The organism is Streptomyces sp. MMG1533, from assembly GCF_001279775.1.
Classification (GTDB): Bacteria; Actinomycetota; Actinomycetes; order Streptomycetales; family Streptomycetaceae; genus Streptomyces.
This window is the reverse complement of record NZ_LGDG01000276.1, coordinates 1-25,306: the sequence shown is the minus strand read 5'-3', so window position 1 is coordinate 25,306 and position 25,306 is coordinate 1. Positions and strand designations below refer to the sequence as shown.

22 protein-coding genes are annotated in these 25,306 nt (G+C 70.4%); 10 read left to right on the top strand and 12 right to left on the bottom strand.

The window, feature by feature from the left end; genetic code table 11:
- Window positions 1-34: 34 nt before the first annotated feature.
- Window positions 35-1,423, top strand: coding sequence for an ethanolamine ammonia-lyase subunit EutB (locus ADK57_RS43150; protein WP_053755239.1), 1,389 nt, complete (start codon window positions 35-37; stop codon window positions 1,421-1,423).
- Window positions 1,420-2,214 (top strand): ethanolamine ammonia-lyase subunit EutC, encoded by a 795-nt coding sequence (eutC, locus tag ADK57_RS43145; RefSeq protein WP_234390586.1) that lies wholly within the window; start codon window positions 1,420-1,422, stop codon window positions 2,212-2,214. The genes ADK57_RS43150 and eutC overlap by 4 nt, the downstream gene beginning before the upstream one ends.
- Here eutC and ADK57_RS43140 read toward each other — a convergent pair.
- The gene (locus ADK57_RS43140) at window positions 2,202-2,795 is read right to left on the bottom strand and encodes a Uma2 family endonuclease (protein ID WP_053755237.1); all 594 of its coding nucleotides are present in this window, start codon (window positions 2,793-2,795) and stop codon (window positions 2,202-2,204) included. The two genes, eutC and ADK57_RS43140, sit on opposite strands and share 13 nt — an antisense overlap.
- A gap of 71 nt (window positions 2,796-2,866) precedes the next feature.
- Entirely contained in the window at window positions 2,867-3,769 is a 903-nt protein-coding gene (locus tag ADK57_RS43135; RefSeq protein WP_053755236.1) for a diacylglycerol kinase family protein, read from the bottom strand.
- A gap of 201 nt (window positions 3,770-3,970) precedes the next feature.
- On the opposite strand from ADK57_RS43135, the gene ADK57_RS43130 reads away from it, so the two are divergent.
- Window positions 3,971-5,254 (top strand): adenylosuccinate synthase, encoded by a 1,284-nt coding sequence (locus tag ADK57_RS43130; RefSeq protein WP_053755235.1) that lies wholly within the window; start codon window positions 3,971-3,973, stop codon window positions 5,252-5,254.
- Window positions 5,255-5,407: 153 nt separating this feature from the next.
- Here ADK57_RS43130 and ADK57_RS43125 read toward each other — a convergent pair whose 3' ends face one another.
- The 5 genes from ADK57_RS43125 to ADK57_RS43105 form a co-directional block, all read right to left on the bottom strand.
- A complete protein-coding gene (locus tag ADK57_RS43125) occupies window positions 5,408-7,162 on the bottom strand; it encodes an RICIN domain-containing protein (protein WP_053755234.1) in 1,755 nt (584 codons plus the stop codon).
- Window positions 7,163-7,236: 74 nt separating this feature from the next.
- Window positions 7,237-8,058 carry a carbohydrate ABC transporter permease gene (locus ADK57_RS43120; protein ID WP_053755233.1) on the bottom strand — a complete coding sequence of 274 codons (822 nt, stop codon included), beginning with the start codon at window positions 8,056-8,058 and terminating at the stop codon, window positions 7,237-7,239.
- Window positions 8,055-9,032 (bottom strand): carbohydrate ABC transporter permease, encoded by a 978-nt coding sequence (locus tag ADK57_RS43115; RefSeq protein ID WP_053755232.1) that lies wholly within the window; start codon window positions 9,030-9,032, stop codon window positions 8,055-8,057. Before ADK57_RS43115 ends, ADK57_RS43120 begins: the two co-directional genes overlap by 4 nt.
- Window positions 9,033-9,039: 7 nt before the next feature.
- A complete protein-coding gene (locus ADK57_RS43110; protein WP_053755231.1) occupies window positions 9,040-10,287 on the bottom strand; it encodes a sugar ABC transporter substrate-binding protein in 1,248 nt (415 codons plus the stop codon).
- Window positions 10,288-10,330: 43 nt separating this feature from the next.
- A complete protein-coding gene (locus ADK57_RS43105) occupies window positions 10,331-12,247 on the bottom strand; it encodes a glycoside hydrolase family 127 protein (protein WP_053755230.1) in 1,917 nt (638 codons plus the stop codon).
- Window positions 12,248-12,437: 190 nt separating this feature from the next.
- Between ADK57_RS43105 and ADK57_RS43100 the strand changes: the two genes are divergently transcribed.
- Window positions 12,438-13,478, top strand: a complete 1,041-nt coding sequence (locus ADK57_RS43100; RefSeq protein ID WP_078973659.1) for a LacI family DNA-binding transcriptional regulator — start codon at window positions 12,438-12,440, stop codon at window positions 13,476-13,478.
- Between the two features lie 4 nt (window positions 13,479-13,482).
- Here the strand turns inward: ADK57_RS43100 and ADK57_RS43095 are convergent, their stop codons facing one another.
- Window positions 13,483-14,082 (bottom strand): Uma2 family endonuclease, encoded by a 600-nt coding sequence (locus ADK57_RS43095; protein ID WP_053755229.1) that lies wholly within the window; start codon window positions 14,080-14,082, stop codon window positions 13,483-13,485.
- Window positions 14,083-14,329: 247 nt separating this feature from the next.
- Here ADK57_RS43095 and ADK57_RS43090 point away from each other — a divergent pair, with 247 nt between their 5' ends.
- Window positions 14,330-16,138 (top strand): bifunctional metallophosphatase/5'-nucleotidase, encoded by a 1,809-nt coding sequence (locus ADK57_RS43090; RefSeq protein ID WP_053755228.1) that lies wholly within the window; start codon window positions 14,330-14,332, stop codon window positions 16,136-16,138.
- Between the two features lie 241 nt (window positions 16,139-16,379).
- Window positions 16,380-16,673 (top strand): hypothetical protein, encoded by a 294-nt coding sequence (locus ADK57_RS43085; protein ID WP_053755227.1) that lies wholly within the window; start codon window positions 16,380-16,382, stop codon window positions 16,671-16,673.
- Window positions 16,674-16,676: 3 nt separating this feature from the next.
- Here ADK57_RS43085 and ADK57_RS43080 read toward each other — a convergent pair whose 3' ends face one another.
- The 3 genes from ADK57_RS43080 to ADK57_RS43070 form a co-directional block, all read right to left on the bottom strand.
- Entirely contained in the window at window positions 16,677-17,327 is a 651-nt protein-coding gene (locus ADK57_RS43080) for a hypothetical protein (protein WP_053755226.1), read from the bottom strand.
- Window positions 17,328-17,448: 121 nt separating this feature from the next.
- Entirely contained in the window at window positions 17,449-18,150 is a 702-nt protein-coding gene (locus ADK57_RS43075; RefSeq protein WP_053755225.1) for a GntR family transcriptional regulator, read from the bottom strand.
- A 162-nt stretch (window positions 18,151-18,312) separates the two neighbouring features.
- Window positions 18,313-19,668 (bottom strand): aspartate aminotransferase family protein, encoded by a 1,356-nt coding sequence (locus ADK57_RS43070; RefSeq protein WP_053755224.1) that lies wholly within the window; start codon window positions 19,666-19,668, stop codon window positions 18,313-18,315.
- A 190-nt stretch (window positions 19,669-19,858) separates the two neighbouring features.
- On the opposite strand from ADK57_RS43070, the gene ADK57_RS43065 reads away from it, so the two are divergent.
- From ADK57_RS43065 to ADK57_RS43050, 4 genes are all read left to right on the top strand, one after another.
- Complete coding sequence (locus ADK57_RS43065; RefSeq protein ID WP_053755223.1) at window positions 19,859-20,467, top strand: type 1 glutamine amidotransferase family protein; 609 nt, start codon at window positions 19,859-19,861, stop codon at window positions 20,465-20,467.
- Window positions 20,464-20,925 (top strand): MarR family winged helix-turn-helix transcriptional regulator, encoded by a 462-nt coding sequence (locus ADK57_RS43060; RefSeq protein WP_053755222.1) that lies wholly within the window; start codon window positions 20,464-20,466, stop codon window positions 20,923-20,925. Before ADK57_RS43065 ends, ADK57_RS43060 begins: the two co-directional genes overlap by 4 nt.
- A gap of 85 nt (window positions 20,926-21,010) precedes the next feature.
- The gene (locus tag ADK57_RS43055) at window positions 21,011-23,041 is read left to right on the top strand and encodes a serine/threonine-protein kinase (RefSeq protein WP_053755221.1); all 2,031 of its coding nucleotides are present in this window, start codon (window positions 21,011-21,013) and stop codon (window positions 23,039-23,041) included.
- Window positions 23,042-23,169: 128 nt separating this feature from the next.
- The gene (locus ADK57_RS43050) at window positions 23,170-24,705 is read left to right on the top strand and encodes a substrate-binding domain-containing protein (protein WP_053755220.1); all 1,536 of its coding nucleotides are present in this window, start codon (window positions 23,170-23,172) and stop codon (window positions 24,703-24,705) included.
- Between the two features lie 144 nt (window positions 24,706-24,849).
- Here the strand turns inward: ADK57_RS43050 and ADK57_RS43045 are convergent.
- A partial coding sequence (locus ADK57_RS43045) for an SLATT domain-containing protein (RefSeq protein WP_159050239.1) occupies window positions 24,850-25,306 on the bottom strand: 457 nt, incomplete at its 5' end.

Sequence of the window (25,306 nt, the reverse complement as noted above, 5' to 3'; positions counted from 1 at the left end):
GACCGGCCGGGCCGAGCCTCGTAGCGTCCTCGGCATGAGCACCTACACGTCCACCCTCGGCGGCGAACGCCACCGCTTCGACTCCCTCGCGCGCCTGCTCGCCGCCGCGAGCCCCGAGCGCTCCGGCGACCGGCTGGCCGGACTCGCCGCGTCGTCCGCCCGGGAGCGGGTCGCGGCCCGCTGGGCGCTGGCCGAGGTGCCGCTCGCGACCTTCCTCACCGAGCCGGTGATCCCGTACGAGACCGACGACGTGACCCGGCTGATCCTCGACACACACGACCCGGCGGCCTTCGCGCCGGTGGCCGGGATGACGGTGGGCGAGCTGAGGGAGTGGCTGCTGTCGGACGTGGCGGACGCCGGGGCGCTGGCGGCGGTGTCGCCCGGGCTGACGCCGGAGATGGTCGCGGCCGTGTCCAAGCTGATGGGGAACGCGGACCTGGTGGCCGTGGCGCGGAAGGTCCGGGTGGTGACCGCGTTCCGCTCGACGATCGGATTGCCGGGGCGGCTGGCGACCCGCCTCCAGCCCAACCACCCCACCGACGACCCGTCGGGCGTGGCCGCGGCCCTGCTCGACGGCCTGCTGCTGGGCTCAGGCGACGCGGTGATCGGCATCAACCCGGCGACGGACAGTCCGAAGGCCGTACGGGACCTGCTGGAGCTGTTGGACGGGGTCATCACGCGGTACGCGATCCCGACGCAGTCGTGCGTGCTGTGCCATGTGACGACGAGCGTGGATCTGATGGAACGCGGGGCGCCCGTCGACCTCGTCTTCCAGTCCGTCGCGGGCACGCAGGCGGCGAACGCCTCCTTCGGGGTCACGCTCGGGCTGCTCGACGAGGCGTACGAGGCGGCGCGCGGGCTGGACCGGGGGAGCGTCGGCAAGAACGTCATGTACTTCGAGACGGGCCAGGGCAGCGCCCTCTCGGCCGACGCGCACCACGGGGTGGACCAGCAGACTGTGGAGGCACGGGCGTACGCGGTCGCCCGCCGCTACGACCCCCTGCTGGTGAACACGGTCGTCGGCTTCATCGGCCCGGAATACCTCTACGACGGCCGGCAGATCCTCCGCGCCGCCCTGGAGGACCACTTCTGCGGCAAGCTGCTCGGCCTGCCGATGGGCCTGGACATCTGCTACACCAACCACGCGGACGCCGATGACGACGACGTGGCGACCATGCTGACGATGCTCGGCGTCGCGGGCGCCTCGTTCGTGATCTGCACGCCGGGCGGGGACGACATCATGCTCAACTACCAGTCGGCCTCGTACCACGACGCGTTGTACCTGCGGGAGGTGCTCGGGCTGCGCCCGGCGCCGGAGTTCGAGGCCTGGCTGGAGTCGATCGGGCTGCTGGACGAACGCGGAGGGATCCGCGAGGTCGCGGCGCATCCGCTGACGGCGATCGGACGGGGACTGGCGGCATGAGTGAAACGGGAGTCGGCGGCATGAGTGAACTGGTCACGCACTCCGAGGACTCGGCGCTGTGGTCGACGCTACGGCGTCACACCCAGGCCCGCATCGGCCTCGGCCGGGCCGGCTCCGGGCTCCCGACCCGGCACCGCCTGGAGCTCCAGGCCGCGCACGCGGCGGCGCGGGACGCGGTGCACTCGCCGTTCCACCCGGACACGGTCGCGGCCGCACTGACCGGGATGCCGACGGTACGGGTCCGCAGCGCCGCCCCCGACCGGCTCACCTACCTCCAGCGCCCCGACCTGGGCCGCCGCCTGGACGCCACCGACCGCGCGCATCTGCCGTCGGGGGAGTGGGACCTGGTGTTCGTGGTCGCCGACGGGCTGTCCAGCCGGGCGGTGCACGAACACGCGGCGGCGATGGTGCGGGCGACGAGGTCCCGGCTGCCGGCCGACTGGCGGGTGGCCCCCGTCGTCCTCGCCGAACAGGCGCGGGTGGCCCTGGGGGACGACGTCGCCCACGCGATGGGGGCGGCGGCCGTCGTGGTCCTGGTCGGGGAACGCCCGGGCATGTCGGCGGCGGACTCGCTGGGCGCGTACCTGACCTACGGCCCGAGGCCCGGCGTGACGACCGACGCCGACCGCAACTGCCTGTCCAACATCCGGCCCCCGCTGGGCCTGATGTACGAGACGGCGGCGGCGAAACTGGTGGCGCTGCTGAGGGGGGCGCGGGAGCTGGGGCGGAGCGGGGTGGCGCTGAAGGACGAGTCGGACGCGTTGCCGACGGCGGTGGCTCAGTCCATGTAGGGCTTGAGCCGGCCGGTGTCGAGCGTGATGCCGACGGGGTCGGGGAGGGTGACCGTCTCGCCGATCTTCACCGTGTGGACGTCCCGGTAGCCGATTTCCGGGTCCGGGTTGCTGTGCACGACGACGGATGCGTGCTCGCGGTCGATCAGCAGGTAGACGGGGACTCCGGCTTCGGCGTAGCCACGGGGCTTCTCCACGCGGTCGCGGTCGTGAGTGTCCGAGTCGTACGAGGTGATCTCGACCGTCATCAGCACGCCGTCGGGGTCGGCCCAGTCACCCTGGCCCAGGAAGTGATCGACAGGAGCGAGTGCCCCGTCGGGCAGGGCTCGGCCGTTGCGGTAGGCCTCCACCTTCAGGCCCTGCCCCGGGTAGAGGTTGAGTTCGGGCCGAGCCTGCATGCACTGGCGGATCAGCCACATGGTGATCTCGCTGTGATTGCCGTTGGTCACCTTGCGGAGTCCGATCCGTCCATCGATGAATTCGAACCTGACGGTCTCGTCCTCGCGCTCGGCGAATTCGGCGATCCGCTCGAACACGTCCACCGACATCCGAGACAACGCGCGCTCTGCCATAACCGTCATGGTGCCTCCCTTCGTAGGCGGACACCAGCGTTACCGGAGACGGGTGCGGACGGGCGCGTTCCAGGGTGTGATCACCCAAGTGAGTGATCACCAGCCGCCGCCACCGGCAAGGTCAGCCCCCAGGCCCCCTCCCACACCGTCCACGTCCGTCTCCGCACCGGCCCCGACACCCCCGCGTCCGCCCGGTACCGGAAGTCCGGCCCCGACACGGTGATCCGCCGCCCCGTCGCCAGCAGCGGAGTCGCCTCCGCGCCCACCGACAGCGGCCGGGCCTCGACCTCGGCCGTCCCCGGGGCGCCCCAGGCGCCCGGGGTGACCGACAGGGCCTCCAGCGGCTGGTCCAGGTCCACCAGGGTGACCCCGTCGACCTCCACGCGCAGGCGGGCGGGGCCGGGGGCGGACGCCAGGGAGGGGGAGCGGGTGGGGCGGGCCGTCACCAGGGTCCGTACGAGGGCTTGGCAGGTCCATATCGAGGGGCGTCCGGAGTCGAACTCGGCGCCGTGCCGATCGGCCTCCGCCGCATCCTCCGCGACCCCCGTCAGGGGCGGAATCCGCAGCGCCCCCAGCACCACCCCGTCGCTCTCGTCGACCAGCAGGTCCATGCGCCGCTCGGCGCCGTCCAGGACGGCCCGGGCCGCCGCGACCGCGCCCGTGGGGATCCCCAGGGAGCCGGCCAGGGACAGGCCGCACCCCACCGGCACCACCGACAGCCCGCATCCGGCCAGCTCCCGGCGCCGGTGCAGCACGGACACCGCCCGCACCAGGGCCCGGTCGTCGCCGATCACGACCGGCCTTCGGGACCCTCTTCTCTGGAGTGCCCGGGCGAATTCCTCGGGCCCCTCCGGGAGGCACACTTTTGTGGTCGCACCCGCGCTGAGCACGTCTTTTGCGATCCGTACGGCCTCACCGTCGGTCCGGCGGGCGACCGGGTCGATGACCACCAGCAGCTGGTCGGAAGTCGCCACCTCGGTCATGCCTCGCTTCCTCGGGTAGCATCTTTGTGCAAGAGCCCCTTGCGCTATTGCGCCAGGGGCTTCGTCTATTCCGGGGCATCCGGTCCGACGGGTTGCGGCCAACGAAGGTCGCCGGTGTACGAAACAGGCTGTGCGCGGCACAGTCAATGTTCCGTACGCCCCTGACCTTGGACATGCCCCGCCCGGAAGGGGTGTACGCGCGTGCCCGCACTTGTGCTGCTCGGTGCTCAGTGGGGTGACGAAGGCAAGGGAAAGGCGACCGACCTGCTCGGTGGCTCGGTGGACTATGTGGTGCGCTACCAGGGCGGCAACAACGCCGGCCACACGGTAGTCGTGGGCGATCAGAAGTACGCCCTCCACCTCCTCCCTTCCGGAATCCTCTCGCCGGGGTGCACCCCGGTCATCGGCAACGGAGTCGTCGTCGACCCGTCGGTCCTGTTCTCCGAGCTGAACGGACTGAACGAGCGTGGCGTCGACACGTCCAAGCTCCTGATCAGCGGTAACGCTCACATCATCACGCCGTACAACGTCACTGTCGACAAGGTGACGGAACGGTTCCTCGGCAAGCGGAAGATCGGCACCACCGGGCGCGGCATCGGCCCGACCTACGCCGACAAGATCAACCGTGTGGGCATCCGCGTCCAGGACCTGTACGACGAGTCGATCCTCACCCAGAAGGTCGAGGCGGCCCTCGACGTCAAGAACCAGATCCTCACCAAGCTCTACAACCGGCGCGCGATCGCCGTCGACCAGGTGGTCGAGGAGCTGCTGACCTACGCCGACAGGCTCGCGCCGTATGTCGCCGACACGGTCCTGGTGCTCAACCAGGCCCTGGAGGAGGACAAGGTGGTCCTCTTCGAGGGCGGCCAGGGCACCCTGCTGGACATCGACCACGGTACGTATCCGTTCGTGACGTCCAGCAACCCCACCGCCGGCGGTGCCTGCACCGGCGCCGGCGTCGGCCCGACGAAGATCAGCCGGGTCATCGGCATCCTGAAGGCGTACACCACGCGGGTGGGCGCGGGCCCGTTCCCCACGGAGCTCTTCGACGAGGACGGCGAGGCGCTGCGCCGCATCGGCGGCGAGAAGGGCGTCACGACCGGCCGTGACCGCCGCTGCGGCTGGTTCGACGCGGTGATCGCCCGGTACGCGACCCGCGTGAACGGCCTGACGGACTTCTTCCTCACCAAGCTGGACGTCCTCACCGGCTGGGAGGAGATCCCGGTCTGCGTGGCGTACGAGATCGACGGCAAGCGCGTCGAGGAACTCCCCTACTCGCAGTCCGACTTCCACCACGCGAAGCCGATCTACGAGACCCTGCCCGGCTGGTCCGAGGACATCACCAAGGCGAAGTCCTTCTCCGACCTCCCGAAGAACGCCCAGGACTACGTCAAGGCGCTGGAGGAGATGTCCGGCGCCCCGATCTCCGCGATCGGCGTGGGCCCGGGCCGGGACGAGACGATCGAGATCAACTCGTTCATCTAGTACGGCGGTCAGTACGGCAGTCGCTGCGGCGGTCAGTACGGCGGTCAGTACGGCAGTCAGTGCGGCAGTCAGTGCGGCGGTTCAGCACCGCCTCCGCACACGAGTGCGCCCCCGGCCGACATCCGGGGGCGTACCCGTACCCAGGGGGCGGCCTCAACGCGAGGTCAGCCTCCACAGGTGGTCCCATGTGCCGTTGTCGGTCCACTGGAGGACCTGGGCGCCGGATGCGGTGCTCATCTGATCCACGCCCAGCAGCAGACCGCTGTTGTAGTTGGCGATCTTGTAGTAGCCGTCGCGGGCCGGGATCAGCTGCCAGAGGTGATCCGCGGTGCCGTTGTCACCCCAGATGAGGGCGGTGCCGCCGTCGGCGGTGCTCATGGTGTTGATGCCGAGCACCAGCCCGCTCTTCTGGTTGACGATCTTGTACAGGCCCGAGCCGGCGGCCACCAGGGTCCAGTTCTGGTCGGTGCCGGTGGTGGACGTGGCCTGGACGACCGAGGTGCCCTGAGCGGTCGCCGTGTTCTGGGTGGCCAGGGCGAGACCGCTGTTCCGGTTGGTGATCTGGTAGCGCCCGGCCAGCGAGGTGGACGTGCCGCTGGGGGTGACCACGACCCGGTAGCCGTCGGAGGCGTTCATCGTCACCGGCACGGTGACGGAGCCGCCCGAGACCGTGTAGTCGGCGTCCGAGATCGTGATCGGGCCGGGGGACGCGGTGGTGCGGCCGGTGTGGGGTGAGTACTCCACCCTGACGTGGACCGTGCTCCCGAAGGCCGACAGGGACGAGAGGCCGTTGACGGTCACCGCGCAGGAGCCCGTGCAGCCGCCGGCGACGACGCTGATCTGGTTGCCCGCCCCGTTGCGGGAGGCGAAGCCGTCGATGCCGGTCTGTGCGGGAGGCGTGGTGACGACCATGTTGCCGGACATGTCGCCGTACCACTTGTACGTCCAGTACGAGCCGTTCGGCGAGCCCCCGGTGTCGGTCAGGGTGTCGCCGAGGGTGCCGTAGTGGTTCCAGAAGGCGAGTTCGGCGTCACGGACGCCGGTCCGCTCGAACTTGGCGACATAGCCGATGAGGGCGCCGGAGTTGCCCATCTCGGTGGGCGTGCCGTACTCCTCGATGGAGATCGGACGCGGGCTGAGGCCGAGGCTGCTCTCCAGCGCGCGGTACGCCAAGACGTGCGCGGCGATGTCCTGGCTGCCGCTCAGTTCGTGCCAGGCGATGACGTCCGGGACGGTGCCGCTGGCCTTGGCGTCGGTGAGGAACTGGCTCATCCGGGACTGGTTCCAGGACGCGTCGCTCGGGCCCTGGATCGGGGTCGTCGTGTCCTTCGTCCGGATCTGCTTGTACGTGCGTGCCCAACCCGCGTTGAAGGCGCCCGCGTTCGCGGTGTCCCAGGTCCAGTCGGGTTCGTTCCAGATCTCGTACGCGCTGATGTTGGTGGCGCCCGAGGACTGCACGGCGGTGACCTGCTTGTCGACGGCGGACAGCCAGTCGCTCCAACTCACCCACTTGTAGGGGAAGTTCGGGTACCAGTCCGGCATGCGGACGACCACCTTGGAGCCCGCGCGCGCCGCCTTGGGCGCTACGACGAGTGCGTCGCCGCCCGGCTTGGACGCACCGTTGGGCAGCTGGCTGCCGCCCGGGGCCATCTGCACGAAGGTGTGCGGCTTGAGGGCGGTGACCAGGCTGTCGGCGGGGGTGGACGCGTCGGCGAGGCCGTAGAGGCTGCCGCTGGCCACATGGGTGACCGAGCGCAGGGTCTGGTTGGCGTTGACGACCAGGGTGGTGGCGGAGGTGGGGACCGCCTCGGCGGACGGCACGGTGGTCGCGAGTGCCGTGACGGCCAGCGCGGTCGCGCCGAGAGCGGCGGTCAGGCGCCCGGGAGTGGGGGGTCTTGTGCGGCTCATGACAGGAGTTCTCCTCAACGGAGGGAATGGGGGGTTGTCCTTGTGGTGCGGAAGGGGCAGTCCTTGCCGGGATCTCAGTCCTTCACCGCACCCGCGGTGACACCCGCGGCCACGTAGCGCTGGGCGAGGACCAGCAGGACTGCTGCGGGGACGGACGCGACGACGGCGGTGGCCATGATCGCGTTCCACTCCTGGTTGTTGTTGCCGATGTACTTGTAGATGCCGAGGGTGATCGGCCTCCAGTCGCCGCCTCCGTCGAGGGTGTTGGCGAAGACGAAGTCGGACCAGGCCCACAGGAAACTGAAGAGCGAGACGGTGACGACGGCGTTGCGGCTCACCGGCAGGACCACCGACCAGAAGGTGCGGAAGGTCCCGGCGCCGTCGATGCGGGAGGCGGCGATCAGCTCGCCGGGGATGCCCGACATGAACGCCGTGAAGATCATGACGCCGAACGGCACGGCGATGGTGGAGTCCGCGATGATCAGGCCCCACCAGGAGTTGAGCAGGCCGAGGTCGAGGAAGATGCCGTAGAAGCCCATCGCCATGACGATCCCGGGGATCATCTGGGCGACGAGGAGGACCAGGCCGAGCGCGCCCCCGCCGAGCGGGCGGAGCTTCGCCAGCGCGTAGCCGGCGGGGGCGGCGAGGACGAGGGTGAGGGCGACCGTGCCGAGGCCGATGAGCAGGCTGGTGCCGAGGTAGGGCATCTGGTCGTCGAGGACGGCCCGGTAGCCCTCGAAGGTGGGGTGCAGCGGGAACAGGTCCGGCGGGGTCTTGCGCATGTCCTGCTGCGGGGTGAGGGACACGTTCAGCATCCAGTACACCGGGAACAGCATCAGCGCGGTGAGGGCGAGCCCGATGACGGTGTGACGGCGGGAACCCGTGCGCGGCTTCACGCTTCCTGCCTCCTCTGGACGCGGATGTACAGCAGGCCGAAGACGAGGGCGATGAGGATGAGGATGTTGCCGACCGCCGCCCCCGGGCCGAACTTGGGCAGCAAGGTGCCGAAGCCGAGCTGGTACGACCAGGTCGCGAGCGTGGAGGAGGCGTCGCCCGGGCCGCCCTTGGTCATGATCCAGATCAGGTCGAAGACCTTGAGGGTGTAGACGAGTCCGAGGAGCAGGGTGATCGCCGACACCGGTCGCAGGAGCGGGAAGGTGATCCGGCGGAACTGCTGCCAGACACCCGCCCCGTCCAGCGCGGCGGCCTCGTACAGCTCCGACGGGATGTTCTGCAGGCCGCTGTAGAGGATCACCAGGTTGAACGGGATGCCGATCCAGATGTTGGCGATGATCACCGAGGTGAGCGCCCAGTCCGGCGAGGTGAGCCAGCCGACCGCGTCCACGCCGAAGAAGTGCAGGAAGTAATTCACCACACCCGACTCGCTGTTGAACATCCACGACCACGTCGACGCCGAGACGATGAGCGGAAGCAGCCACGGGATCAGGAACAGGGCGCGCAGGGTCGGAGCCAGGCGGAAGCGGCGGTTGAAGAAGACCGCGAGGGCGAGCCCGATGACGTACTGGAAGGCGATCGACACGAAGGTGAAGATCATGGTGTGGCGCATCGCCGGGCCGAACGTCGGGTCGTCCAGCACCTTCTGGAAGTTGTCCCAGCCGGAGAACGGCGCGTCCCCCGCCACGAACGACCGCACCGTGTAGTCGCGCAGGCTCAGGTCGAGGTTGCGGTAGAGGGGGTAGAGATAGAACGCGGCGAGGTAGGCGAGCAGCGGGGCGACGAAGGCGAGCGCGGTCAGCCGGCTGCGGCGCCGTTGCCGGTGCCGCAGCGGCAGGGTGTCGGCACCACCCGTGCCGCTCGCCTTCGACACGGCCGGCCCCCGCCGCGGGCGGTCGACTCGGGCGATGGTCATCTCGGCCTCAGCCCTTCCCGGCGCTCGACTGGGCCGTGTCCAGGGCGTCCTTGGGGCTCTTGCCGCCGGACAGGGCCGACTGGACGGCGGTCCACATCGGCTCGGAGATGGTCGGGTACTTCGAGCCCAGGCCGCCGCTGGTGCGCCCGCGGGCCGCGGCGACCGCGCTCACCCACGGCTCGAGCTTCGGGTTGGCCTTGACCTGCTCCAACTGCACGGCGGCCGTCGGGGCGATGTACGTCAGGGTCGTGTCCGTGGCCAGCAGGTTCGCGTCGCTGGTCAGACACTCGACGATCTTCTTGCTGACGTCGTAGCGACCGCTGTCCTTCTGCACGGGCACGGTGACGAACTCGCCGCCCGTCGGCACCGGTGCCGAACCGCCGTTCTGCGCGGGGATGTTGATGACGCCGTAGTCGAAGCCGGCCTTGTCGGCGTTGCCGAGCTGCCAGGTGCCGTTCTCGCCGAACGCGTAGTCGCCGGTGGCGAACTCCTGCCAGCTGGTGGTCTGCGTGTTCTGCAGGACGTCCTTGGGGGCCAGCCCGTCGTCCACCCACTGCTTCCAGAGGGAGAGGGCGGCAACTCCCTTGTCCGAGTCGAGCTCGGTCAGATCCCCGCCCGCGCCCCAGAACCAGGGCAGGAACTGGAAGCTGCCCTCCTCGGTGTTGATCGCGGAGAAGGTGATGCCCTTCTTGCCGGCCGCCTTGACCTTCTGCAGGGCCGCGGTGAGGGAGTTCCAGTCCTTGACGGAGGCCGCATCGACGCCCGCCGCCGACAGGACCTTCTTGTTGTAGTAGAGGGCGAGCGTGTTGGCGCCGATCGGGACGCCGTAGGAGGCGTCGTCGATCGTGCCCGCGCCGATGATGTTCTCCTGGATCGACTTCGTGTCGAGGCCGAGGTCGCTCGTCTTGTTGAGGATCCCCGCCTCCACGAGCGTGGAGACGACCGGGTTGTCCACCAGCATCACGTCGGGCGCGTTGCCCTGCTGGGCCGCCAGCAGCGCCTTGTTGCCCAGGTCGGTGGTGTCGTAAGCGGTGCGCTTGACGGTCGCCCCGGCCTTCGTCCCGCACTCGGTGACGAGCTTGCCCCACGGGGAGGAGGCGTCGAACTGCGGGTACGGGTCCCAGAAGGTGTACGTCCCTCCGGACGCGTCGGAGGACCCCGAACCGTCGTCGGAGCCGCCTCCGCAGGCGGTCAGGGAGGCGAGGGTGCCGACGGCGGCGAGCGCGGCGAGGAGAGTGCGGCGGGTGGGTATCACGGGGTGACCTCGTTGTCGTAAGGGCTCTCGGGGCGGAGGGATGTCAGGAGGTGGGCAGCCACACGCGCATGCTGCCGTCCTCGCGGTTGGCCCAGGCGTAATAGGGGACGGCGGTCAACTCGACCGGCTCGCCGCCTTGTCGGGGCGACTCGTCGGCGGCGGTGTACGGCCACCAGCCCGCCTCCGGGACGTGTCGCCGCCTGCCCGCCGCCACGACCGTGGTGACGCCGCCGAGCAGATCGGGGCGGTGCTTCACGGCGAGCGGGCGGGTGGTGTCCACGACGATGTCGTCCAGACCGCCGCCGGGGTGGTCGGCCCCTTCCAGGCAGTAGACGAGGGGCCCTCGTTCGATCGCCACGCAGCCGCGTACGGCGTCCACGCGGGGGTCGGCGGCGGTGAGGCGGGGCTCCAGGGGGAGTTCGAGGACGACCTGGTCTCCGGGTGCCCAGGTCCGCTCCAGCCGCAGCCAGCCGTCGGCCACGGGACCCTCGTACGTCTCGTCTCCGCACCGCGCCCGGAAGTCGCGGCACCACTGCGGGATGCGCAGGGAGAGCGTTCGGGGGCGGTCGGACGGGGTGTCCTCGACGGTGAGGGTGATCGTGCCGTGCCAGGGGTAGTCGGTCTCGCAGCGGACGGTGATCCGGTCCGAGGTGTAGCTGCCGGTGACGTACTGGTGGATCTGGAGGCCGCCGTCGTCGCTGCTGGCCAGGTAGTGCTCCAGGCTTGCCAGCAGCCGCATGACGTTCGGCGGGCAGCAGGCGCAGCGGAACCAGCGGGTGCGGCGGGCCGACTGGTCGCCGCCGGGGTCGGTGTGGCCGTCGCGGACCTGGAGCGGGTTGACGTACAGCCAGCGCTCGCCGTCCAGCGACACCCCCGCGAGGAAGCCGTTGTAGAGGGTGCGCTCGATCAGGTCGGAGTAGCGGGCCTCGCCGGTGAGCAGGGCCATGCGCCAGCTCCACTGGACGGAGGCGATGGCGGCGCAGGTCTCGCAGTAGGCGCGCTCGTTGGGCAGCTCGTACGGGTCGCCGAAGTCCTCCTCGTCGTGGTGGGCGCCGAGCCCGCCGGTGAGGTGGGTCTTGGTGGTGGTCATGGCGTGCCACAACCGTTCGGCGGCGCCGCGGAGTTCCAGGTCGCCGGTCTCGGCGGCGAGGTCGGCCGCGGCGGCCAGCAGGTAGAGCTGCCGTACGGCGTGACCCTCGACGTTCGTCGCCTCGCGCAGCGGGACGCGGTCCTGGCAGTAGGCCTCGCCGCCGAGCAGTCCGTGGCCGTGCCGGTCGACGAAGTAGCCGGCCAGATCGAGGTAGCGGCGCTCGCCGGTTTCCCGGTACAGCTCGACCAGGGCGGTCTCGACCTCGGGGTGGCCGTCGATGCCGTCGATGGGTTTGCCGCTGCCGGGCGGGCCGAAGACGGAGTCGACATGGTCGGCGAACCTGCGGGCCACGTCGAGGAGTTCGGGGCGTCCGGTGGTGCGGTGGTGCGCGACGGCGGCCTGGATGAGATGGCCGGCGCAGTACAGCTCGTGCCCCCAGCGCAGGTCCTGGTAGCGCTCGCCGCCCTTGACCAGCTGGAACCAGGTGTTGAGGTAGCCGTCGGGCTGCTGGGCCTGTGCGACGAGGGCGATCATGTCGTCGACGTGGGCCCGAAGATCCTCGGACGGCTCCTGGGCGAGCTGCCAGGAGGCGGCTTCCAGCCACTTGTAGACGTCCGTGTCCACGAAGGGGTACGCGCCCTGGAAGTCTCCTTCGGCCGTCCCCGCGGCCAGCCGCAGATTGTGCAGGTTGCCCGCGGACTCCAGCAGTTCGGGCCCCTGCGGGATCGAGGTGCGGGTGTTGACCTCGCGCCGGGTGTGCCACAGGCCCGCGTCGATGACGGCGGCGGCGGGACGCAGTGCGGTGCGGGCGTCCGGGCCGAGGCGGACCGGGCCGGCTGTGGCGGGCAGGGCGGAGCGTGAGCGGGGCATGGCTCTCCGGGGGTGAGAGGCAGATTGAGCAACCGTTTTCCTTGCGATACTGACGAGAAAGTAGAGGGCAGACGTCAAGTCGGGTCAAGGCTTGCGACAAGAGATTTTTCCGGTTTCCCACCGACTGGAACTAGCCCTTCTCGCCTGCCACGATGGTGAGCGCCGCTCTCACCAAGGAAAAGGTTTGCCCGTGACGTCTGCCGCAAGTGCTCCAGGCTCTTCCCCCGTAGGCCGGGCCCGGCTCGCCGACGTCGCCGCGCTGGCGGGCGTCAGCGTGGGCACGGCCTCCAAGGCGCTCAACGGCGGCGGAAGGATGCGCCCGGAGACCCGCCAGCGAGTGCTGGACGCCGTGGCGACGCTCGGCTTCCGCCCCAACCAGCACGCCCAGAGCCTGCACACCGGCCGCAGCTGGACGGTCGGCCTGATGACCACGGACGGCATCGGCCGGTTCAGCACGCCGGTGCTCCTCGGCGCCGAGGACGCGCTCGGCGCCGGCAAGATCTCCGTCCTGCTGTGCGACACTCGCGGCGACGCCATCCGGGAGCAGCACCATCTGCGCAACCTCATGGACCGCCGGGTGGACGGCATCATCGTCACCGGCCGCCGCACCGACCCGCGCCCCCCGCTGACCGGCATCAGCGGCCTGGAGACGATCCCGGTGGTCTACGCCCTGTCACCCTCCACGGACCCGGCCGACACCTCGGTCGTCTCCGACGACCGGGGCGGCGCCCGACTGGCCGTGGAGCACCTGCTGTCCGCCGGCCGCACCCGCATCGCCCACGTCACCGGCCCCGCACACCACGCCGCCGCCCGCGACCGGGCCCGCCACGGGGTGGAGCACCTGGAGGGTGCGGGGTTCGGTCTGTCCACCGGCCGGGTCCACTTCGGCGAGTGGAGCGAGGCGTGGGGCCGCCGCGCCGCCGACGCGGTGCTGCGTACGGCCCCGGAGACGGACGCGTTCTTCTGCGGCAACGACCAGATAGCGAGGGGAGTCGCGGACGCCCTGCGCGAGCGCGGGGTGAGCGTCCCCGGCGACATCGCGGTCGTCGGCTACGACAACTGGGACACCATGGCGCTGGCCTCCCGCCCGCCGCTCACCACGATCGACATGAACCTCGCGGAGATCGGGCGGATCGCGGCGCTGCGGTTGCTGGAGGCGATCGACGCGGAGGAGGGTGCGCCGGGCGCGCACACGGTGCCCTGCCGGTTGGTGGTGCGGGAGTCGACGTGAGGGCTCAGCTCTCGGGCGGCGCCTGGAACCCGGTGGTGTCGAGCGTGCAGTCGAACGGCGCAGGGATGTCGAGCTTCTCGCCGAACGGCTTGGTGAGGCGGGCCTCGTACCCCTTGGCGGACGGCGTCCAGAGCACGGTGGCCTGTTCTTCCTGCATGTCGAGGATGAGGTAGACCGGGACGCCCACCTTTCCGTACGTCTCGACCTTGTCGGTCAGGTCGTCGTCGCGGGTGGAGGGGGAGGTCAGCTCGGCGACGAAGGAGAGGGCTTCTCCGTCGAGGCGGTTGCTGGCCGTCTCGAGGGTCTGCTCGTGCGCGGCGTGGATGTCCGGCCCGTAGGCATTCTCCACCCCCGGAAAGACGAACAGCAGGGGGGCCTGACTGATGAGGTGGCCGTCGGGCAGGTGCGGATCAAGTTGCTTGCACACCAGATTCATGACGCGGGTGTAGTAGCCCTTCGACCACGGCGACACGACGATGTTCCCCCTGATGATTTCGGCCTTGTAGCCGTCCGGCACGTGCAACTCGTCGAGGAGGTCCAGCAGGTCCTCGAAGGTGTGGGGTCCGGTGCCGCTTATCGTCGGTCGCTCAGTCATCAGTGTCATGATGCGCCCTTCCCTCTGAGATCGACCATAGGCCACTCAGGGTAGTCGACCGGACACGCGCCCGTACGAAGATCGTCTCACTCCGCTCACGCAGCCCCCGTTGACCGGTCCTTTCCTTTGACCGACCCGGAAAATGACCCGCTCATGGCCTGCTCCTGGTTCCCGGCGGCCCGCTTCGCGGCCACCATCTACGCGTGTAGCCCCGCACGGCACCCCACACCCCCGCCGTCCTCCCAGGAGTCCTGCCATGCCCGTCAGCCCCATGAACCGCCGTGAGTTCGTGCAGAAGTCGGCCGTCACCGGCGCGGCCGTGGCCGTCGCGGGAGCGGTCGGTGCCGGCACCGCCGAAGCCGCCGAGCGGCATCCCGGTACGTCGCCCCGCACCTGGTCGTTCTCCATCCTCGGCACCACCGACCTGCACAGCCACGTCTTCGACTGGGACTACTACACCGACGCCGCCTACCAGGACGCCAAGGGCAACTCCGTCGGCGTCGCCCGGGTCGCGACGCTCGTCAAGCAGCAGCGCGAGGCGAAGGGCGAGGACCGGGTCCTGCTCGTCGACGCCGGCGACATCATCCAGGGGACGTCACTGGCGTACTACTACGCGCGCGTGGACCCCATCACCGGAGCGGACGCGCCCGAGCACCCCATGGCCGTCGCCATGAACCACATGCGCTACGACGCCGCCGCCCTCGGCAACCACGAGTTCAACTACGGCATCGACGTGCTGCGGAAGTTCGAGAGCCAGTGCCGTTTCCCGCTGCTCGGTGCGAACGCGCTGGACGCGAAGACGCTGAGGCCCGCCTTCCGGCCGTACACCGTGAAGCGGATCTGCGTGCCGGGGGCGCCGGACATCAAGGTCGGCGTCCTCGGCCTCACCAACCCCGGCATCGCCCTGTGGGACAAGGACAACGTCAGCGGCCGGATGGTCTTCCCGGGGCTGGTCGAGCAGGCGAAGAAGTACGTGCCGAGGCTGCGCGCGCTGGGCTGCGACGTGGTCTTCCTGACCGACCACTCCGGGCTCGACGGTTCGTCCTCGTACGGCGACGAACTCCCGTACGTCGAGAACGCCTCGAACCTCGTCGCCGAGCAGGTCCCCGGCATCGACGCGATCCTGGTCGGGCACACGCACGTCGAGGTGTCGTCGTACACCGTCAAGAACGAGGAGACCGGTGCGGAGGTCCTGCTCTCCGAGCCGTACTGCTGGGGCTACCGCCTGACCGTCTTCGACTTCGAGCTCGAACTGCACCACGGACAGTGGAGGGTGACGGGCAAGAAGGCGCAGACCCTCAACCCCAACACCGTCGACGAGGACCCGGAGATCACGAAACTCCTCCAGGCCGACCACGAGTTGGTGGTCAAGTACGTCAACACGCCCGTCGGTACCTGCACGCAGGACCTCTCGGCGGCGGAGGCGTGCTGGAAGGACGTACCCGTCATGGACTTCATCCACGAGGTCCAGACGCAGACCGTCAAGGCGGGCCTGTCCACGGCGGACGCGGCCCTCCCGATCGTCTCGGTCGCCGCGCCCTTCAGCCGGACCGCCGACATCCCGGCCGGAGACGTGACCATCCGCGACATCGCCGGGCTCTACATCTACGACAACACCCTTTACGGCAAGAAGCTCACGGGCGCTCAGCTCAAGGACTACCTGGAGTACGCGGCGAAGTACTACCACCAGGTGCCGGCGGGCACGAAGGTCGACACCGCGACCCTCACCAACGCCAACAGTTTCTGGGACTACATGTACGACACGGCCGCGGGCGTCTCCTACGACATCGACATCGCGCAGGCCGAGGGCTCCAGGATCAAGAACCTGGCTTACAACGGCACCGCCGTCACCGACGACCAGGTGTTCGTCGTCGCCGTCAACAACTACCGCGCGAACGGCGGTTCCGGCTACCCGCACATCGCCGACGCCGACATCGCGTACAGCTCCACGAACGAGATCCGCCAGCTGATGATCGACTACGTGACGGCCAAGGGGGCGCTCGACCCGGCCGACTTCGCGGCGGCGAACTGGAAGCTGACGCAGGACGGTACGGCGGTGTTCTAGGGCGGCCCCGGGCCCGGAGGACGTGGCCCGCGCCGGCATGGCGGGCCACGGCTCTCTCTCCCCCCGTCCGCGTCGCCGTGGACCGCCTCCGCGCCCGGCGGGCAGGCATGCCTCGGCGGTCGTCGCGTCATCGCCCGTACCGGTACGCCGACTGCCGTCGAGCATCCAGGGAGAAAAGCCGCGTACCGGCATATCCTGGGATCGGACCTCCGAGTGTGTCGACCAGAAGAAGGTGAGTGCGATGCGCGTACTGCTCAAGGCGTCCATGGACACGGAGAAGGCGAACGAGGCCATCAGGAACGGCACGCTGGCGAAACTGATCCAGGAGTCGGTGGAGCAGATCAAGCCGGAGGCGGCCTACTTCACCGCCGACCACGGCAAGCGCACCGCTTTCCTCGTCTTCGACATGCAGGACAGCTCCCAGATGCCGGTGATCAGCGAGCCGTTCTTCCTCAACCTGGGTGCCGAGGTCTCCTACACCCCGGTGATGAACCTCGAGGACGTACAGAAGGGCCTCTCCCAGCTGGGGCGCTGACCCTCAGCTGAAGATGATCATCGACCCCTGCGCCAGACTCCGCGTCGCCGCCGCGTGCAGGCCGAGCCAGACGTGCCGTTCACGGGCGAAGGGACTGGGGTCGTAAGGCGGCGGTACGGCCGGTTCCTCCAACTCCGTGGGCGCGAGCGGCGCTTGAGGGGGCGTCGGCGGGTTGGCCGGGTCGATGCCGAGTGACGGTGCCACGTACTCCAGTTCCCGCAGCAGCGTCTGGGACGAGCCCAACGGGCCTCCGCCCGCGAGGAGTTCGTCGTTGGACAGCGGGTGCGGGAAGTCCACCGGGACGTACGCGCCCGCGTGGTCGTAGTGCCACACGAGGTGGGACTGCTGAGCCGTCGCCTCGAACATCTCCAGCAACTGCTCGTAGTCGCCGCCCAGTTCGTCCACCGGCGTCACCGGCAGCCCGCACACCTGGAGCAGATAGGCGCGGCGCAGGAAGTGCAGCGCGTCGTAGTCGAACCCGGCCACCGGGGCGACCTCGCCGGAGAGCCCCGGCATGTACTGGTACACCGGTACCGGCGGAAGCCCGGCCTCGGCGAGCACCTTGTTGTATTGCGCGAGTTCCTCGGCGAACGGATTGTCCGGGGTGTGGCACAACACGTCTACGAGCGGCACCAGCCACAGGTCACAGGCCAAAGGTCAGCTCCTCGGATACTCGCAGCGCACGGTGGTTGTCACAGGGTGGTCAGGGCAGGGTAGTCGGTGCGGCGCGAAGTGCGCTGCGGTCGTGCAGGTCCCATACCCGTGCCCGCCCCTCTCACCCGGCGGCGAGGCGTTCGATCAGGGAGAGCGCGTCCGCGTTGTACGCGGCGACGATCGAGCGGGCGCTCTTGGTGTCGTGCTCGGCCAGGGCGTCCACCAGTTCGGTGTGGCCGGACCACAGGTGGCCGCGCAGGTCGGACAGCCGGCGCAGGTGCTGGACCGTGCAGACCCAGGACTGCACGCGCAGCCGGTGCAGGAAGTCGCCGAGATAGGGGTTGCCGAACAGATTGCTCAGCTCGCGCCAGAAGCGCAGGTCGTAGCCGATCAGGACGGTGAGGTCACCGGCGGCGGCGGCGCGCTGCGCCTCCTCGCCGCGGCGGCGTACGCCCGCCACGGCGGCGGCCGTACGGGGGTCGTCGAGCTCCTGGTAGCCCTGGTGGCCGCTGTCGAGCGCCTGGAACATCCCGTCGATGACCAGGCTGCGGGCCTCGATGATGCCCCGGAAGTCCTCGAACGAGTACTCGTGCACACGGAAGCCCCGGTGCTGGTCGGCCTCGAGGAGCCCCTGCGCGGAGAGATCGACCAGCGCCTCGCGCACGGGCGTCGCGGAGACGCCGTACTGCTCGGCGATCTCCTTCACCGTGAATTCCTGCCCCGGCTGGAGCCGCCCGGCCAGCACCTCGTCGCGAAGCGCGTCGGCGATCTGCTGCCGCAGGGTGTTGCGGGTCACGGCGCCGTTGCCGCTACGGCCGGGCATCGTCGGGGCGTCTCCTCGTCGCGATCGGGTGGCGTGCACGTATATGTCTACGAGCACGCCACCTTACGCGTTCGAGTTCGCGAGGGGGTTTTCGCCCGGTGACGCCCGGCCTCACGGTCGGGGCGGAGCCTGCGGCGTGCGATTACCGCGCGAACTCGTCCGCTACCGCGTGAACTCGTCCGCCGCCGACAGCGCCGTGTCCAGCGCCGCCAGCCCTTCCTTCAGCTCCGCCTCACTCGCGTTGCACGGCGGCACCACATGGGTCCGGTTCATGTTGATGAACGGCCACACGCCACCGGCCTTCACGGCGGCGCCGAACGCGGCCATCGGCGCGTTCGCCTCACCGGCCGCGTTGTACGGCACCAGCGGCTCGCGTGTCTCCCGGTTCTTCACCAGCTCGATCGCCCAGAACATGCCGACGCCCCGTACCTCGCCCACCGACGGGTGCCGCGCGGCCAGCTCCCGCAGCGCCGGCCCGACGACGTCCGCCCCGAGCCGGGCCGCGTTCTCGACGACCCCCTCCTCGGCCATCACGTTGATCGTCGCGACGGCCGCCGCACACGCCAGCGGATGCCCCGAGTACGTCAGCCCGCCCGGGTACGGCCGCTTGCCGAAGGTCTCCGCGATCGCCCCGGAGATGGCGACACCGCCGAGCGGGACATACCCGGAGTTCACGCCCTTCGCGAAGGTCATCAGGTCCGGTACGACGTCGAACAGGTCCGCCGCGAACCATTCGCCGGTCCGCCCGAACCCGGCCATGACCTCGTCCAGGATGAAGACGATCCCGTACTTGTCGCATATCTCACGGACGCCCGCCAGGTAGCCCGGCGGCGGCACCATGATCCCGGCCGTCCCCGGAATCGTCTCCAGGATGATCGCGGCGACCGTGCCCGGCCCCTCGAACGCGATCGTCGTCTCCAGGTGTTCAAGGGCCCGCGCGCACTCCTGCTCCTCGGTCTCCGCGTAGAAGCGGGAGCGGTACAGGAAGGGCGCCCAGAAGTGCACGACACCGGCCGCGGCACCGTCGGAGGCCCAGCGGCGCGGGTCGCCGGTGAGGTTGATCGCCTGCTGGGTGCCGCCGTGGTAGGAGCGGTACGCCGACAGCACCTTCGGCCGCCCCGTGTGCAGCCGCGCCATGCGCACCGCGTGCTCCACGGCGTCGGCCCCGCCGTTGGTGAAGAAGATCTTGTCCAGGTCGCCGGGTGTCCGCTCGGCGATCAGCCGCGCCGCCTCCGACCGGGCCTCCAGCGCGAAGGCGGGCGCGAAGGTGGACAGGATTGCGGCCTGTTCCTGGATCGCGGCGACGACCTTGGGGTGCTGGTAGCCGATGTTGGTGTAGACGAGACCGCTGGTGAAGTCGAGGTACCGGTTGCCGTCGTAGTCCCAGAAGTACGACCCCTCCGCGCCGGCGACGGCGAGCGGGTCGATGAGCTCCTGCGCGGACCAGGAGTGGAACACGTGCGCACGGTCCGCGGCCTTCACGGCGGCGCCGACCTCGGGGTTTGGCTGAGGGGTCATGCGCCCGAGCGTAGGTGTCCGCCATGCGGAAGCGATATCGGCGTCCTGTCTGTGGTCGGAGGGTTTCCGCGACAGGTTGTCGAAGGGAGGTTCGTCCCCTTGTGAAGGGAGGCTCACCCCGAAGCTTGACAGCTTACTGTCGAAATGACAGCGTGTTGTCATCAGGTGGTCAGTGAACGAGGAGGCAGCCATGAGCCGCAAGCCCGTGCATCTCGCCGTGTACGACACCTATGCCGACTGGGAAACCGGCCACGCGACGGCGTATCTCGCCCGTGCCGGGTACGAGATCCGGACGGTCGGCCCGACCCGTGAACCGGTCACCTCCGTCGGCGGTCTGCGCGTCCAGCCCGCCCTGGCCCTGGACGACGTACGACCGCAGGACAGCGCCCTGCTGATCCTCCCGGGCGCCGACCTCTGGGACACGACCGACGACCTCGCCCCCTTCGCCCGCAAGGCCCGCGCCTTCCTGGACTCCGGCGTGCCCGTCGCCGCGATCTGCGGCGCCACCGCCGGACTCGCGCGGGAGGGCCTGCTCGACGACCGCGACCACACCAGCGCGGTCTCCTTCTACCTGGCGGCGAGCGGATACGGCGGCGGCGGGCGGTACGTCGACGCGGACGCCGTCACCGACCGCGGCCTGATCACCGCCGGCCCGACCGAGCCCGTCGCCTTCGCCCGCGAGATCTTCGGACTGCTCGGGGTGTACGAGGGTGAGGTGCTGGACGCCTGGTACCGGCTGTTCCACGACTCCGACGCCGAGGCGTACGCCGTGCTGGAGAAGGCCGGGGCGCAGCAGTGAGCCGGGAGCGGCAGGACCTGTTCAGTCGCAGCGCGCTCGGCGTTTTCCGGCTGAACGGCCAGTTCCTCGCCGTGGCGGAGGAGTTGGCGCGGCCCGCCGGACTCACCGCCGCCTGGTGGCAGGTGCTCGGCGCGGTGCTGGGTGAGCCGCTGCCCGTCTCCGGGATCGCGCGGGAGATGGGCATCACCCGGCAGAGCGTGCAGCGCATCGCCGATCTGCTGGTGGAAAAGGGGCTGGCCGAGTACCGGCCCAACCCCGCGCACCGGCGCGCCAAGCTGCTGGCGCCGACGGAGGAGGGGCGGGCGGCGGTGTCCCGCATCAACCCCGGGCACGCGGCCTTCGCCGACCGGCTGGCCCGGGCGTACGGCGACGACACCGAACTCGCGGACGCCGTACGGGTACTGGAACGGCTTTCCAAGGTGCTCGAACAGGTGGGCCCGCCTGTTACGGAACCGTAGACAAAGCCCAGCTCACCGCGCCGTGGCGCCGCACTATCCTCGGTCTGTTGCTCACGTGCGGGGCGGGGGGGAAGGCGGCGCAACGATGGAGAAACTGGGACCGGGAGAACCGCAACGGATCGGTGCGTACCGGCTGTTGGCGCGGCTCGGCGCCGGCGGGATGGGGCAGGTGTACCTGGCGCGGTCCGACCGGGGGCGCACGGTCGCCGTCAAGCTCGTACGGGAGGAGCTGGCAGCGCAGGACGAGTTCCGGGCGCGGTTCCGGCAGGAGGTGCAGGCCGCGCGGCAGGTCGGCGGGTACTGGACGGCTCCGGTGCTGGACGCGGACACCGAGGCCGCGGTGCCGTGGCTGGCCACCGGGTATGTCGCCGGGCCGAGCCTCCAGCAGGTCGTCGGCCATGACCACGGAGCGCTGCCCGAACGCTCGGTGCGCATCCTCGCGGCCGGTCTCGCCCACGCCCTCAAGGACGTCCACGCCGCCGGGATCATCCACCGCGACCTCAAGCCGTCCAACGTGCTGGTGACCATCGACGGCCCCCGGGTCATCGACTTCGGCATCGCGCGGGCGCTGGAGACGGTGACGGACGGGGGACTGACCAGGACCGGCGCGCTCGTCGGCTCGCCCGGCTTCATGGCGCCCGAGCAGGTGCGGGGCGACCGGATCACCCCGGCCTGCGACGTCTTCTGCCTCGGCTCGGTGCTGGCGTACGCCGCGACCGGCAAACTCCCCTTCGGCACCGCCAACAGCGGTGTCCACGCCCTGATGTTCCGCATCGCCCAGGAGGAACCCGACCTGGAGGGCGTGCCCGAGGGCATCGCCGACCTCGTACGCGCCTGTCTGAAGAAGGAACCGGGGGCGCGACCGACGCTGGACCGCATCCTGGAGCGCACGGGCGCGGAGGACACGGTGTCCGGGGGGCGGTCGCGGGACCCGTGGCTGCCGGGGGCGTTGGTGGCCCAACTGGGGCGGCATGCGGTGGGGTTGCTGGACGCGGAGGATCCGGAGGGGGCCGTTTCGAGTGACGGTTCCGGGCCGGCTCCCGAGGCGTCTGTGGAGCACGCCGCCGTCGCCGACGGCTCGTCTCCCTCCTCGGCCCCGAACCGGGCGCCGATCCCGAACCGGACCGCCGCTCCGAACCCGGCCCCCGCCGCGACCCCCGGCCCGCCCGTGCCTGGGCAGCCGGGCAGCGGTGCGCGGACGGACCATCTGCCCACGGTCGTCGCAGGTCAGGGTGGCCAGACGCCCCCGCCGGGTGCCCCGGCCGCCCCGCCCGCCACCGACGCCTTTGGGAACGCCGCCCCGGGTGCCCCGGGTGCCCCGGCCCACCAGGCGTACGGCTACCCGCAACAACACCCGCAGCCCTCGGCGTACGACTTCCCGCAACAGCGCGGCATCCCCGGAAGCTGGCCGCCGGCCCTCGGAGCGCCCGCCACCCCACCGCCGTACAACCAGTACGGCAGCCTCGGCCACACCCCCCCCTACGGACCGCCTCCCACCCCGCCGTACGGCCCGCCCCCTCCCCAAGAGCCGCAACGGAACTCGCGTTCCACGGCCGTGCTCGTCCTCGTCGCGCTGGTCGTCGCACTCGGCGCAGGCGGCTCGGTGTACGCCCTGATGAGCGGCGACGGGGACGACCAGGCGGGAGGTGATCCCTCCCCCTCGGTGACGGGTCCCACGACCCCCGGCGAGACCCCGCCCGACCGGCAGCAGCAGCCGTCACCGACCCGCTCCACGCAGACCGCCTCCGCCCCGCCCTCGGACGGCGCGATCCCGGTCGACTACCTCGGCACCTGGACCACGACGATCGACAACGCCGACGGTGTGCACACCCGCGAACTCACCCTCCAGCAGGGCGAGACGGGCGACACGGTGCTGTCCCTCGTCGCCGACGGCCCCACCGCGAACGGCACCTACCACTGCCTGTTCCAGGCGGACCTGGTCGAGGCGCCGGCCGGGGACGGCCCGTTGAGCATCGGCCCGTCCACGGTCACGAGCGGCGAGCCGCGCTCCTCCTGTTCGCCGGGAGCAGCGACCGAGATCACCCTGCTGCCGGACGGCACGCTGGAGCGCACGAACACCGGCACCGACGAGAAGCTGACGTACACCCGGCAGTGACCAAGGCCCCGTCTCGGCATGCTCGTTGAACGTCAGGCGAACTTCCTCCGACCAATCCGGAATTCCCGCTCGCACAGCCGTACGGTGACCCCACGATTCGGCTCCGGGGAGTAGCGGGGGCACCCACGGTGGAGTTGCTGAGCGCAGAGAACGTCGTCGCCATGGGCACCGCGCTGCTCGGTATCGCCGCGTCCGGCGTCATGGTCTGGTACGAACGCCGGGTTCCGCGCCGCAAACGCATCGGCTACCGCGTCCAGATGGACAACCCGATAGGCGACGACGTCCGCATGGGCCGGGCCAACGTCCGGGTCGGCGTCTTCGACGAGGCGCCGGGCATGTCGGACGCGACCCTGGTGCTGCTCCGGGTGGAGAACGACGGCTCGCAGGGCATCGACCGCGACGACTACACGAGCCCCGAAGTCCACGGACTGACCGTCGTGTTCACCGGCCGCACGGTCCGGGGCGTCTCGGTCACGCAGCCGTCCGACACCGACCACCTCATGGACCACTTCACCCCCTCCAGGGGCTTCGGCTACGACGGAAACACCCTGCGCATCCCGCGCGTCCCCCTCAACCGCGGCGACCACTTCAAGCTGCTGGTGATGCTGTCCGGCGGCGACGTGGGCAACGAGATACGGCTGAGCGGCGGCATCCGCGACGGCGAGGTCCACCCCAACCGCAGTGCGACTCCGGACGAGAAGCCGCCCCTGTTCAGCCGCGCGGCCCGCCTGATCACCATCATGCTGACCGCCAGCGTCCTCACCCTCGCGACCATCGTCGTCACCCGTGACGACACCCGCCCCCCGATCGGCTGCGCGACCGGCACGCTGACCCTCACCGGCTCGACGGCGTTCGCGCCGGTGCTGGAGGAGGTGGCGAAGAAGTACGAGGGGGACTGCGGAGGCGCGGCCATCGAGGTCGATCCGCACGGGTCGACGGCGGGCGTACGGGAGTTGGCGGCGGCCGGTGCGAACCAGGGGGCGAAGGGGTCGCCGCCGGTCGTGGCCCTGTCGGACGGCCCCAAGCCGAGCGGCCTGTCGGAGCTGCGCGAGAACCGGGTGGCGGTGTCGGTGTTCGCGCTGGTGGTCAACGACGACGTACGCCTGACGAACCTGTCGACTCAGGACGTACGACGTCTCTACCGTGGCGAGATCAGGAACTGGCGTGAACTGGGCGGCCCCGACCTCCCGGTGCGCCTGGTCAGCCGGGATGCCAACTCGGGGACGAGACAGGTGTTTCAGCGACGGGTGCTGGGGCGGGGCGAAATCGCGAATTCGTCTGTTGACTGCGTTCACAAGGACGATGCGACGGCGCCCGTCACTCGCTGTGAACTCGACTCCACGGATCAGGTCCTGACAACGGTCGCCCGACTCCCCGGAGCGATCGGCTACAGCGAACTCAACGCGGCCACCCGTGCCAAGGGCCTCCACCTCCTCCGCCTCGACGACCACACCCCCTCCGTGGACGCCATCGAACACGGCACAAGCGCCTACCCGTACCGCGAGATCGAGTACGCCTACACCTACGGCCAACCCCCGGCCGACTCCCTGGCCTCCAGCTTCCTCACCTACCTCGCCCGTGGAAACGGCCAGGACGTGATCCGCACCCACGGCCACATCCCGTGCTCGACGCCGGAAGGCCTGGAGCTCTGCGCGGCGGACTGACCCTCCAGCCCGTCCGGCGTTCGAGGACGAGGCCCGTTCTGGGCCGACAGGGGGGTCTGGGGGGTCCGGGGGCGCAGCCACCGGGGATGGGACGGGTAGGGGCGGCGGGGGCGAAATACGTTCGACGCCGATCACCGCGTACGGTCACCGCGGCTCCGGCGGCCGCTGGCGGGGCATGTTCGGCCGTGCACCCGCCCCGGGGGGCAACGGAAACCGCCCCGGCGAAGCCCCCGAGTCCGTGCGCTGCCCCACGGTCCCCGCCGACTGGATGCCGAGCGGTGCCGCACCGGTCCGGAACTCGACCATCCAGTCGGCAGTCTCCGTCCGCACCAGCTCCGTCACGTCCTCGGAGAACCTGCGCAGCACCCCCAGACACCGCTCGGCCGCCTCGCTCGCCGTCCCGTCCGCCGGCCCCAGCACCTCCCGCACGCTCTCCGACGCCCAGTCGAACTGGAGCACCTGAAGCCGCCGCTGGACGGCCTGAGCCGTGGCCACGTCCCTTATCCAGCCGGACGTCACCCCGAAGAACCGGTCCCCGGCCATGCACGCCACCCCCAGCAGCAGCGCGAGGTACCCCCAGGGCGCGACGCCGCCCACCACC